General features: G+C 63.5%; 8 protein-coding genes and 2 tRNA genes. 8 read left to right on the forward strand and 2 right to left on the reverse strand.

Annotated features, from left to right (window positions below):
• Positions 1–143: 143 nt before the first annotated feature.
• Complete coding sequence (pckA, locus tag IT430_19555) at positions 144–1,724, reverse strand: phosphoenolpyruvate carboxykinase (ATP) (GenBank protein MCC6910136.1); 1,581 nt, start codon at positions 1,722–1,724, stop codon at positions 144–146.
• Between the two features lie 285 nt (positions 1,725–2,009).
• Here pckA and IT430_19560 point away from each other — a divergent pair.
• The 3 genes from IT430_19560 (at position 2,010) to IT430_19570 (ending at position 3,251) form a co-directional block, all read left to right on the forward strand.
• A tRNA-His gene (locus tag IT430_19560) sits at positions 2,010–2,083 on the forward strand.
• A gap of 138 nt (positions 2,084–2,221) precedes the next feature.
• Complete coding sequence (locus IT430_19565) at positions 2,222–2,926, forward strand: SDR family oxidoreductase (protein ID MCC6910137.1); 705 nt, start codon at positions 2,222–2,224, stop codon at positions 2,924–2,926.
• 252 nt (positions 2,927–3,178) lie between these two features.
• Positions 3,179–3,251 (forward strand) — tRNA-Asn (locus tag IT430_19570).
• A 318-nt stretch (positions 3,252–3,569) separates the two neighbouring features.
• Here IT430_19570 and IT430_19575 read toward each other — a convergent pair.
• Complete coding sequence (locus tag IT430_19575; protein ID MCC6910138.1) at positions 3,570–4,466, reverse strand: prepilin-type N-terminal cleavage/methylation domain-containing protein; 897 nt, start codon at positions 4,464–4,466, stop codon at positions 3,570–3,572.
• 232 nt (positions 4,467–4,698) lie between these two features.
• Between IT430_19575 and IT430_19580 the strand changes: the two genes are divergently transcribed.
• The 5 genes from IT430_19580 (at position 4,699) to IT430_19600 (ending at position 11,966) form a co-directional block, all read left to right on the forward strand.
• The gene (locus IT430_19580; GenBank protein ID MCC6910139.1) at positions 4,699–5,130 is read left to right on the forward strand and encodes a hypothetical protein; all 432 of its coding nucleotides are present in this window, start codon (positions 4,699–4,701) and stop codon (positions 5,128–5,130) included.
• A 134-nt stretch (positions 5,131–5,264) separates the two neighbouring features.
• Positions 5,265–6,683, forward strand: coding sequence for a TolC family protein (locus tag IT430_19585; protein ID MCC6910140.1), 1,419 nt, complete (start codon positions 5,265–5,267; stop codon positions 6,681–6,683).
• A gap of 36 nt (positions 6,684–6,719) precedes the next feature.
• Entirely contained in the window at positions 6,720–8,120 is a 1,401-nt protein-coding gene (locus IT430_19590) for an efflux RND transporter periplasmic adaptor subunit (GenBank protein ID MCC6910141.1), read from the forward strand.
• Positions 8,121–8,188: 68 nt separating this feature from the next.
• On the forward strand, positions 8,189–11,665 hold the full coding sequence (locus IT430_19595; protein MCC6910142.1) for a CusA/CzcA family heavy metal efflux RND transporter: 3,477 nt from the start codon (positions 8,189–8,191) through the stop codon (positions 11,663–11,665).
• 139 nt (positions 11,666–11,804) lie between these two features.
• Positions 11,805–11,966, forward strand: a complete 162-nt coding sequence (locus IT430_19600; GenBank protein MCC6910143.1) for a hypothetical protein — start codon at positions 11,805–11,807, stop codon at positions 11,964–11,966.
• Positions 11,967–12,252: the final 286 nt, after the last annotated feature.

Here is a 12,252-nt window from a genome sequence, read left to right on the forward strand (position 1 = left end):
CGCAGAATACAGCGCATTGCCTCTCGGCACAAGTCTAACCTGAATGAAAACTTCGCTATTCCGTCGAATCGTCGGCGAAAGTGAGAAAATGGGCGCTTCGGGCGAGGCCGTACGAGTCATCACCTCGACGCCGCACCGTCGATTCAGACTCTCGGACCTGCCGCCCGCACGTCGGCCGGCAGGTCGTAGTTTGCGTCATTCTCGCGGAACCGTCGCGCCAGTTCAAGCGCCTTGGCGTCGTAGGCCGCCTTGTCCTTCCACGTGCTTCGCGGGTGCAGTACGTCGTTGGGCACGCCCTTGACGGACTCGGGAATCGCCAGGCCGAACACTTTGTCGGGCGCAAACTGCCCGATGCCCAGCGTCCCATCGAGGATCGAGGAAACCATCGCGCGCGTATAGGCGAGCTTGAAGCGGCTGCCGATGCCATACGGCCCGCCCGACCAGCCCGTGTTGAGCAGCCACACGGAAGTGCCGTGCGTGTCGATGCGCTCCGCGAGCATGTCGGCGTACACCTTTGGCGGGCGCGGAAGGAACGGCCCGCCGAAGCACGGGCTGAAGTTCGGCTGCGGCTCGGTCACCCCCGCTTCCGTCCCCGCCAGTTTCGAGGTGTACCCGTTAACGAAGTAATACATCGCCTGCTCGCGCGTCAGTTTCGACACCGGCGGCAGCACGCCGAACGCGTCGGCCGTGAGAAAGATCACGTTCTTGGGATGGCCGCACACTGAGGGCAGTTGCGCGTTGGGGATGAACTCAACAGGATAAGTCACGCGCGTGTTCTCGGTCAGCGAGCCGTCGTCGTAGTCAGGCCGGCGGCGATCATCGAGCACGACATTCTCGAGCACTGAGCCGAAGCGGATGGCGTTCCAGATCTGCGGCTCGCCTTCCTCGGACAGGCGGATGCACTTGGCGTAGCAGCCGCCCTCGAAGTTGAACACGCCCGTTTCCGACCAGCCGTGCTCGTCGTCGCCGATGAGCCGCCGCTCAGGATCGGCAGAGAGCGTCGTCTTGCCGGTGCCCGACAAGCCAAAGAAGAGAGCGACGTTGCTCGGATCGCTCGAGGCCACGTTCGCCGAGCAATGCATCGGGAACACGCCCCGCGCCGGCAGGTCGTAGTTCATCGCGTAGAAGATGCTCTTCTTGATTTCGCCGGCGTAGTGCGTGCCGAAGATGAGCACGATGCGGCGTTCGAGCGACTGCAGAATCCCCACCGGGCCGTTCAGCCCCAGGTCCTGCCAGTCATCCACCTGCATGTTGCACACGTTGATGATCGTCCAGTCCGCCTTGATTGACGCGGCGTGGCGATCATCGGCGGGCGGAATGAACAACGTGCGGGCAAAGAGGCTGTGCCACGCCTGCTCCGTGATGACGCGAACGTTGAGCCGATTCTGCGGATCGGCGCCGGCGCTGCCACGAAACTCGAAGACATCCTCGCGCTGCTGGAGGTAATCAGTCGCGCGGGCGAGCAGTTCGTCAAAGTGATGCGGCGCCATCGGCCGGTTGACCTTGCCCCACCAGATCGAATCGTGGATGCCCGGCGTGTCCTCGAGGAACTTATCGTTGGGGCTGCGGCCCGTGCGGCTGCCGGTGAGGCAGTTGATCGCGCCGTTGGCCGCGAGCGTCCCTTCGCCTCGCCGGATCGCTTCCTCGATGAGGCGCGCGGGCGGAAGATTCAGATGGACCGTGACGCCGGTGAGTTGGCTGGGGAATCGGGTCATCGTGGGCATGGTGGCTGCCTCTCTCCATGTGGAATCGACCGCGCGATGCGCACAGGGCACGACCCGCAGTCTCGAAATGGCCTGAAGGATAGGCCAGCGGGCGCGGATCGTCGGTGGCCGCGGGCGAGCAACGAGGCGGCGCACGGGGCGTTTCACCGCAATTGAGGCCCATCCCCGACGGGATTCCACCCCGCCGTAGCGATTCTCATTGACCGTTCTTCGGCGCGATGCTACCTTTTTGTTCGACCTCGCGCGACTGAAGGGCCCCATCCGGGTCAGACTCGCGCGTCGATGGCGATCGTAGCTCAGCTGGTTAGAGCACCTGGTTGTGGTCCAGGGGGTCGGGGGTTCGAGTCCCCTCGATCGCCCTTTTTCAATCGAGACGTTACACGGGGCGCGGGCTCTTGGCGCCGCCCCACCTCCCCCCTGCTCTCGCGCTGCCACAGCGCGACGTCGGGCCGACGCCTCGAGGCTTGATGAATCGCCCGCGCGGTCTTTAATCGCCCATGCCCGTCGCACTCATCACCGGCGCCAGTAGCGGAATCGGCCGCGAAACCGCCTTTCAGCTCGCGCGCCTCGGCTACGAACTCGCGCTGATCGCACGCGGCGGCGAGCGCCTCGAAGTCGTCGGCGATCAGTGCTCCGAACTCGGCGCTGGCGATGTGCTCATCCGCGGCACCGATGTCGCCGTCCCGGCCGACGTTCTGGCGATGGTCGATGCTGCCGTCGAAGCTTTCGGCCGCATCGACGTCCTCATCAATAACGCGGGCCTGGCCGAGCTGCAGCCCTTGGGCCAACTCGATCTCGGCCACCTTGAGGCAGCGTTCGCCGTCAACGCCATAGGGCCGGCCCTGGCCATGAACGCGGCGTGGCCGATTATGCTCAGGCAGCGCGGCGGACGCATCGTCAACGTGAGCACGCTCGGGACCAAAGAACCTTTCCCCGGCTTCTTTGCCTACGCCGGGGCCAAGGCCGCGCTCAACTCATTCACGCGCTCAGTCGCCGTGGAAGGCCGGCCGCACGGCATTCGCGCATTCACCGTGGCGCCCGGAGCCGTGGAGACGCCGATGCTGCGATCGTTGTTCGATGAACAGGCCATCGGAGCCGACTTGACTCTCCCTGCCGGCGAAGTGGCTCGCGTCATCGTGGAGTGCGCCACGGGCCGGCGCGATGAGCAAAGCGGCGAAGTCATCTGGCTCAGCCGAACCTGATCGGACGAGGCAGTGAACCTACCCGCGCGAGCGCAGCCGCCCGTCGGCCACCCCTGGCCCCGGCTCGCCGGCCAGCTTCACGAAGCCGCGGAGCCGCGACGAACCCGCCAGTCGATCCAAGTCCGCCTCCTGACGACCGGCGGAGGCCCGGAGGACTGATTCCGCCTCTTGACGAAGCCGATGATGGGCCTATCGTCAATGCTGCGGCATCCAGTCGGGCGACCCCCGCACCGAAGCCGCTCAAAAACCCATTCCTCGGTAGCTCAGTTGGTAGAGCGAGCGGCTGTTAACCGCTAGGTCACTGGTTCGAGCCCAGTCCGGGGAGTTCACGACGCCGCCGCGAGTTTTCGGCGGCGTTCTTGTTGACAAAACGGGCTCTCGGGTTGGCTGTTTGGCAGGTCGCGCAAAGTGGCGTGATTCCAAAGACTTGCGCCGCCTGTGTCCAAAGCCCCGCGCTCTCTTTTCCGAAACGCGGCATCGGCACCCCGATCCAAACCCCGGGGGTTCGGATCGTCAAATCGACCCCAACCCTCTCAAACTCTCACCCTCTCTGGTTGACAGGCACGTTATTTAACAGCAGGGTTCGGATCGGACCCCGAGGCGAACGCGAAACGCCGATTGTCGTGCAGGTCATGTCGCGCGGCTAATTGTCATCGCGCTTCTTCTGTTCCGGGAACAGTACGAAGCGCGTCGGTAGGAAGGGGTTGCCGTCATAGCGGATCACGCCGGCGTGTCCGTCCAGAAACCCCATCGAGTAGGCATCGGTGGTGCCGTGGTGGTTCAGATTCGGAGTGGTGCGGAAGACGGCGTGGAAGTTTCCCGGCTCGTCGAGGTAAGCCACGAACTGCGATGCGATCTGCAACCTCGCGCGGGCGAAGGCTCGAACGCCCGTGGGCCAGTTCATGGGCTCGGCCACGTCGTTGTAGAAGAAGGCGTGCCATGGATACCAGGTGCCGTTGAACGCGTAGGACGTACCCACGAGCAGGTAGGCGCTTGTTCCGTGGGTAGGTTCGGGTTCGCTGAAGTCTTCGGTGAGGTTGAAGGAGCGATCATCCGGACACTCGAACACCGGGAAATTGAATTGCATTAGATCGAGGAAATCGCGACGCGGCGTGCGCGCATCACCGCGGGGAAGATCGGGATGGACGTACCGGTTGAGCGGCCGCTCATACGGCAGGTAGAGGTGCTCCCAGGCGCTCTCTGCCCGGGTGGTATACCGCCCGCCGTGACTGTAATTGTCGAGGAGGGCGTGGCCGCGGGGGACGAGAATCGGCATGACGTCGTTGTGCTCGTCGAGGTAGAGGCAGTTCGCCACGAGAATCTGGCTCAGGTTGCTGAGGCAGCCTGCCTGACGCGCCGCACTCCGCGCCTTGGAGAGTGCTGGCAGCAGGAGCGCGATGAGCAGCGCGATCAACGAGACGACGACGAGCAGTTCGATCAGGGTAAAGCCCGGCAAGAGTGACCGCCGCGCATGTCCAAGGTCACGAGCATTCGCAGCGGCGGGTCCTGAGGCTGATTGACGAACATGGCCGCGGCTCATGTGCTTCTCTTCCCGGCAGTGAGCGACGCAGGTCAGAGGCGGGGCCGGCGATGGGTACCAACGGGATCGACGCCGATCCTATTCCGCAATTGGGATTGTGTGGAGTCCGGGACTCCTCGATTCAACCGAAGTCACGGCCGGCCCCAGAATGCGAGCGGAGCGACGCGGGGCAATAAAGAGAGTTCTCTCCGGTTTGATGCGCGCTCGCAGGGCTACAATCGGCACGTTTCCCGTGCGACGCACCTCTTCCCAATCTCTGTTCTGGATCTGCCTGCTGGTCATTGGGCTCGGGGCCTCGGTGCTGCGCACCGGCCTGGTGCTCTGCTCGGATGTACATGGCGGCAGTCGCATCGAATGGGGTTGCCAGAAGACCGTCGAAGGGGAATGCCAGCCCCTTGGTGCGGCGCGTGGCAGCAAGACAGCAGACGACGAGGATCCTTGCGGGCCGCATCCCTGTGAGGACATTCCACTTGAAGAGGATGTCGCGTCGGCGCGCATTGCTCCCCGCGCGGACGCACCACCGATTCTGCTTCCCCTGCACGCTGCCAGGCTTGAATTCAGCGCGGTTGAGATTCGCTGTGACGAGCGCGCGGAAATGCGTTCCGTGTCAACTCGTCCACCTGACATCGCCGCGCGCCTGCGAACTGTCATCCTCCTCGTTTAGCTCGCGAGTCCGCTTCGCATGCCCCGTCGCGGTGACTGCCGCGAGGTGGCCCGGGCGTTGGCGCATCTTCTTCACAATGTCGGCTGCGCCTCCGCGCCATTGATCTCTTTCAATGTGCCTGATCGAGGACCGTCATGATCATTCGTTCGCTCACCGGACGGCGGTCGAACCGCTTCCTTTGCTGCTGTGTCTTTGCAGCAACTGCGCCATTCTTCTCAGGGGGTTGTCAAACATCGCCGCCGCCTGATCCCGAGGCGGAAGCGGCCATCACTGAGGCCGTCAACCTGGACGTCGCCATCGAATTCCGGACCGAAGGCGGGCCGCTGGATGAATCGGAATCAGCCGACACACTATCGATCGGCGAGGCGGTGCAGCGCGCCGTGAGCACCGATCCAGGACTTCAGGCCGCGCTGGCGCGCGTTCGAATTGCCTTGGCCGATTCCGACCAGGCGCGGCTCCTTCCCAACCCTGTTCTCAACATCGTGCTCAAGTGGGGCGCCGGGACGACCGTTGTGGAGGCATCGCTGGCGCAGGACTTCATCGCCGCTCTCCAGATTCCGCGTCGATCCAGTGCTGCGGACAACCGGCTGATGAAAGCAGCGGCGGATGCCGTGACGGTCGCACTGGATTCCGCTGCGGAAGTGCAGGAAGCGTATGTGGAGGCGCAAGCGACTGATCGGCTGATCCCGATCCTCGAGACTCGCCTGGGCCTGCTCCGGAAGATCGAATCGGTGGCGCGCGACCGGCTTGAAGCTGGCGAAGGCATCCGCGGCGACCTGACGACGCTTGAAGCGCAGCGTGTGGAACTGGAAGTGGAGATCGCCGACGCACAGTTGCAACAACGCCAGCAGCGGCTACGACTGGCGAGGCTCGTCGGCGAGCCATCAGGGGCGGCTGCATGGGTGCTGGATTCGTGGACTGCTCCAGCGCCTCGCACCGAGATCGAATCGCGGTGGGTCGAGGTGGCGCTGGCGCATCGCCCTGAGATTCAGGCCATCGGGTGGCAACTCTCAGCGCTGGGCGACGAACAGGCCTTGGCGCGCCTTTTCCCCTGGGAGGGCGCCGAAGCGGGGATTGAGGTTGAACGGGATGGGGAGTGGATCGCCGGACCCGCGGTCGCGCTTCCGATGCCTGTCTTTGACATGGGACAGGCGCGCCGGGCCCGCCTCAGTGCCGAGCAGATCGAAGCGCGGCACGACCTCACCCTCGCAAGACGAATGGTCGTCGAAGAGGTGCGCAGCGCCTACGAGGCGCTCGCCGCCAACGCCGCCAACCTTGATCGCATTCGCGGCGAACTGATCCCGCTTCAAGTGCAGCGCCGTCAGCAGGCGGAAGATGTCTACCGGGCAGGGCAGACGGATGTCACGCCGCTATTTCTCGCCGAACAGGAACTCCGCTCGACGCAGGCGAGAGCGATCGAGATTGAACGGCAAACCGCGATCGCACTGATCCGTCTGCAGCGCGCCGTCGGCGGATCTGGTGTTGTCAGGGCGACCGGTGTGAGCGCCGAATCACGCACCACTGAGTCAGCGGCCGCGCTGCAGAACCAATAGAGGAATTCGGGCGAGTGCCGCCCGCCGGAGAGCATCATGAAGTCGAAGCGTTCAACCAATGCCCGTTCCATGTCCCATGTCGTCGCGGTCGTCGTCTTCTTTTGTGCTGTCTGCATCGCGGGATGCGATCGATCCAGCCACTCCGAGGGTGACGGCCACGATCACGGGGAATCGACGGCTGGCGATCAGCATGCGCCGCACGACAGCGGACATGGGCACGATCACGGCTCACCGAGCGTCGGCACCCCCGAGCAGGCAACGGATGAAGGAGATGAACATGCCCACTCAGCAGCGGAAGAGGGAGCACACCTCGATGAGGTCACTCTCGCCGCCGACGCGGTTGATCGCTATGGCATCACGATCGCGCGGGCTCAGACCAGAATTCTCGAGCACACGTTCGTCGCCCCGGCGCGCGTAGGTTTCAACATCGAGGCGATGGCGCACGTCGGTTCACCGCTTTCCGGCCGAGCGGTGGAGATCAAAGTCCGGTTAGGCAGCCTCGTCAGCGAGGGAGATGACCTGGTCATCGTCGAGAGTCCGGAGTTGGGGCAGGCACAGAGCGACTTTCTGATCAAGCGCGCGGCAGCGCAAGCCGCTGTTCCAGCGGTGGAGCTAGCGAAAACCGCATGGGATAGAGCGCTCGGCCTGTACGAGAAGTCCGAGGGTATTGCGCTGACGGAAGTCCAGCGTCGCGAGGGCGAATACAAGGCGGCTCTGGCGGTTCAGCAGTCCGCGCAGGCAGCGGCGACCGCCGCGGAGAACTACCTTCACATTCTCGGAATGAAGCAGCGAGAGGTGGAGGCGCTCATTCTGAGCGGCGAAATCGATCCCCGGTTCACCATTCATGCGCCGCTGGCCGGACAGGTTGTCGAGCGCGAGGTCACACTCGGTGAGCTCGTCAGCCCGGATCGCGAGAAGCTCCTCGTCATCGCCGACACTCGGGTGCTCTGGGTTCTCGCCGATGTGCCCGAAGCGCGCGTGCATGAGGTTCAGGTCGGTGCGAGGGCGTGGGTCACGGTCGGAACTGTCGGCAGTCAGGCCTACGAGGGGCAGGTGGCATTCATTTCGCCCCTGGTCGATCCAACGACGCGGACGGCGCAGGTTCGGATTGAAGTGCCGGCGTCTGAGGTTGCCCTCAAGCCCGGCATGTTCGCGCAGGTCGAGATCGTCTCGACGGGAAGCGGCGGCGAAATGCCCGCCGCCGTGATCGCAGTCCCCGAGGAAGCCATCCAGGTTGTCGAAGGCGGCCCGGCGGTGTTCGTCCCGGTCGAGGGTGAAGCGAACACCTTCGCTAAGCGCGCGGTGAGCATTGGCCGGACCGTCGGCGGACTGGTGCCGATTCACTCGGGCCTCGCGGATGGTGAGTCGTTCGTTGCCTCCGGGAGTTTCATCCTCAAGGCTGAGTTGGGCAAGGGAAGCGCCGCCCACGAGCACTGATCGTTCCGAGCCTTTCCGCCATGACTTATTCTCATCTCTACTGACCGCCGCCATCGGAGTCGCTGCCCATGCTCGAATCCATCCTCCACTTTTCGATCAAGAACCGCTGGCTGATCGTTCTGCTCACCACAGTCGTCGCGGCGATCGGCGTGTTCTCGCTCAAGCGGCTTCCTATCGATGCCGTCCCAGACATCACGAACAATCAGGTGCAGATCAACGCGGTGGCGCCCTCGCTCTCGCCCATTGAGGTGGAGAAGCAGGTCACGTTTCCCATTGAAAACGCTCTGGCGGGAATCCCCGGGTTGCAGTCGACCCGGTCGCTGTCTCGCAACGGCTTCTCACAGGTGACTGCGGTCTTTGACGATGCGATTAACATTTACTTTGCGCGTCAGCAGGTGACCGAACGGCTTGGAGAAGCCAAGGAATCATTACCCAAGGGCGTCGAGCCGATCATGGGCCCGATCGCCACGGGCCTGGGCGAAGTCTACATGTGGACCATCGCCTACGAGCATCCGCACGGTGTAGGCGCGACGATCTCCGACGGGAAACCCGGTTGGCAGAGTGACGGATCCTACCTCACACCGGAGGGGCGGCGCCTCACGAATGATCTGGAGCGATCTTCCTATCTGCGCGAGGTTCAGGACTGGATCATTCGCCCGCAACTCAAGAGCGTAAAGCACGTCGCGGGGGTTGATGCCATCGGCGGATACGTGAAGCAATACCACGTCCAGCCCGATCCCATGAAACTGGTCTCGTATGGTCTGAGTTTCGCCGAAGTCATCGAAGCGATCGAGAGGAACAACGTCTCGACGGGCGCCGGTTACGTTGAGCACAAAGGCGAGTCGTATCTGGTGCGCGCCACGGGCCGTATTGAAAACATCGAGCAGTTGGAGTCCATCGTCGTCGGCACGCGCAACGGCGTCCCGATCTACATTCGCGATGTCGCTGTGCCCGGCGGCGTCGCGATCGGGCGGGAACTGCGGACCGGTTCGGCAAGCGAGAACGGCGAAGAGGTTGTCGTCGGTACGGCGATCATGCTCATCGGCGCCAACAGCCGAACCGTTGCGGCGGCGGTCGATGCAAAGATGACCGAGGTCAGTCGCAGTCTCCCGCCGGGAATCGTCGTTCAACCGGTTCTCAATCGCACCAAGCTCGTCGACGCGACGATCCACACGGTTCAGAAGAACCTGCTGGAGGGCGCCGTTCTGGTCATCATCGTGCTGCTCCTGCTCCTGGGAAACTTCCGCGCCGCGATCATCTGCGCGCTCGCGATTCCGCTCTCGATGCTCATGGCCGCCACCGGCATGGTCCAGAACGATGTGAGCGGCAACCTGATGTCCCTCGGCGCCATCGACTTCGGACTCATCGTCGATGGCGCGGTCATCATTGTCGAGAACTGCCTTCGTCGCCTGGCCGAACGGCAGCATCACGAAGGTCGATTGCTTACGCTTCAGGAGCGCCTCCACGAGGTCATGGTGGCTGCGAAAGAGATGATTCAGCCATCGGTATACGGGCAGGCAATCATCATCACCGTCTATGTTCCGATTCTCGCTCTGACGGGAGTCGAGGGCAAGATGTTTCAGCCGATGGCGCTCACCGTCATCTTCGCCCTCGTGAGCGCCTTCATCCTGTCTCTGACCTTCGTGCCTGCGATGGTGGCCATCCTCATCTGCGGGCGAGTGCAGGAGAAGGAGATGTTTCTCATTCGATGGGCCAAGGCCGCATACGGGCCGGTTCTGGGCGCGGCGATTCGGCTTCGCTGGATCGTTGCTGTGGCGGCGGTCGTGGCGTTCGCCGCGTCAGCCATCCTCTTCACGCGTTTGGGCCAGGAGTTCGTGCCCACCCTGGATGAGAAGGACATCGCGATGCACGCGATGCGCATTCCGTCAACCTCGCTCACCCAATCACAGGCCATGCAATTCGATGTCGAGCGTGTCGTTTCACAGTTCCCCGAGGTTGCATTCGTTTTTTCCAAGACCGGTACCGCCGAGATGGCGACCGACCCGATGCCGCCGAACGTCTCCGATACCTTCATCATCTTCAAGCCTGAGGATCAATGGCGATCCGAGGCGGAGCTCGATCGCCTCATCGGCGAGCGACTGGCGGCAGGAGGCGCGGCCGATTCACACAACGCCCAAGCCGGAGAAGATGAGGGAGAGCACGAAGAGGTCCGGCTTGAGGGACATAAGGGCAAACTTCAACGACTCCTTGATCTCACCCTCCAGGCGGTTCCGGGCAACAACTACGAATTCACGCAGCCGATTCAGATGCGCTTCAATGAGTTGATCTCCGGCGTGCGCGGTGACATCGCCGTGAAGGTCTATGGCGACGATTTCGACCGGATGCGGGAGACGGCGCAGGCGATACTCGAGGCGCTTCAGTCGGTCCCGGGTGCTGCGGACGCCAAGGTCGAACAGACCGAGGGACTCCCGGTCATGACCGTTGACATCGACCGGTCGGCCATCGCCCGTTACGGATTGAGCGTGGCTGATGTGCAGGCTGTTGTCGCTGTGGCGATGGGCGGCGCCGAAGCGGGACTGGTGTTCGAGGGCGATCGTCGATTCGATCTGGTGGTGCGCTTGCCCGATGCGATCCGCGGCCGCATCGACATCCTCGAGCGCCTGCCGATCCCGCTTCCGGGCGGTCCGGAAGCGCTGCAGACCGTGCAGCTCGCCAGCGCTACGGCCGGACTGAATGGCGTGACCCAGGAGGAGATGGGCTTCATTCCGTTGGGCGATGTCGCCATGATCGAGGTGGCGGAGGGAACGAACCAGATCAGTCGCGAGAACGGCAAGCGCCGCATCGTTGTGCAGTGCAATGTCCGTGGCCGCGACTTGGGCTCGTTCGTCAGGGAGGCACAGGCCAAGGTTGCGAATGTGCCCCTTCCTTCAGGCGGTTGGCTTGATTGGGGCGGGCAGTATGAAAACCTGGTTGCGGCCAAGCAGCGGCTGAGCATCGTGGTCCCGATCTGCTTCTTCCTGATTTTCCTACTGCTGTTCTCGACCTTCAAAAGCGTGAAATACGCGCTGCTTGTCTTCAGTGCTGTGCCGCTCGGGCTGACCGGCGGCATCCTGGCCCTCTGGCTTCGAGGCATGCCATTCTCGATCTCCGCTGCGGTCGGATTCATCGCTCTCTCCGGCGTGGCAGTGCTCAATGGGCTCGTCATGGTCACGTTCATCAATCAACTCCGCGAGGAAGGCCTCGATCGTGATGCGGCCATCGTGCGAGGTTGTCTCACGCGATTGCGCCCCGTTCTCATGACTGCCCTTGTCGCGTCGCTCGGGTTCGTCCCCATGGCGCTGGCGACGAGCACGGGCGCCGAAGTTCAGAGGCCCCTGGCAACCGTGGTGATTGGCGGCCTGACTTCCAGCACGCTCCTCACACTACTTGTTCTTCCAGCCCTCTATCGAATCTTCACTGGATGGGATCCGACCGGCCATCCCTTGCCGGTGACACAGCCCTGGGAGGATCCGCACCGCGGGCCGCTCGAGGTGCAGTCGTCCCAAGGCGGTTCAGCGGGTTCGGGCGAAGTGAAACGCAGGTAGGCCAATTGGCCTCGGCATTCCGACCGGCACGATGTCAAAGCGCAGATCCAATCGCAGGCGACGCAAGCGCCGCCAACGGCCCTCACGATCACCGGACGCACATGATCGTCCGCGATTCTCGCAGGTATTCATCGTCGTCGTGACAGCCGTTGCGGTCGACGTGGCTTGGGGCGCCTGGGTGATTCGGGAGTTTCGCAGGTTCGGACACCTCCACCTCAATCCGGTCAGCCTCACCTTCAGCGCATTCTTCACCGCGTGGGCGGCCTGGCTGGTGTGGCGCCGGTTCCACCATGATGCGTGAGGTGAATCGAGGCATCCGAGACGACTGCGGATTCGGCGCCGAGGCACATCAGCGCGCAGTTCTCCCCACGCTTTGCGTAGTTAACCAGTAGCGGGCCGCACGGCCTGCCGAGCCGAGCGACTCGGACGCTGTCGTCCGTTCCCCGCCAAGGAAGCGTGCCGATGTATCTGCGCGAGAATGATCCTGTCGAACTGACGGCCGGGGAGCGGCTCGACGAGATTGCCGGTATTCTGGCCGCCGGTGTGCTCACGATGCAGCGCCGGAGCACCACTTTGGCCGCCCGATC

The sequence above is a fragment of the Phycisphaerales bacterium genome, from assembly GCA_020852515.1.
Lineage (GTDB): Bacteria > Planctomycetota > Phycisphaerae > Phycisphaerales > UBA5793 > UBA5793.

Excerpts from the sequence above, each read along its gene's own strand:
- pckA (MCC6910136.1), bottom strand. The coding sequence starts at position 1,724 with ATGCCCACGATGACCCGATTCCCCAGCCAACTCACCGGCGTCACGGTC.
- IT430_19565 (MCC6910137.1), top strand. The coding sequence starts at position 2,222 with ATGCCCGTCGCACTCATCACCGGCGCCAGTAGCGGAATCGGCCGCGAA.
- IT430_19575 (MCC6910138.1), bottom strand. The coding sequence starts at position 4,466 with ATGAGCCGCGGCCATGTTCGTCAATCAGCCTCAGGACCCGCCGCTGCG.
- IT430_19590 (MCC6910141.1), top strand. The coding sequence starts at position 6,720 with ATGAAGTCGAAGCGTTCAACCAATGCCCGTTCCATGTCCCATGTCGTC.
- IT430_19585 (MCC6910140.1), top strand. The coding sequence starts at position 5,265 with ATGATCATTCGTTCGCTCACCGGACGGCGGTCGAACCGCTTCCTTTGC.
- IT430_19595 (MCC6910142.1), top strand. The coding sequence starts at position 8,189 with ATGCTCGAATCCATCCTCCACTTTTCGATCAAGAACCGCTGGCTGATC.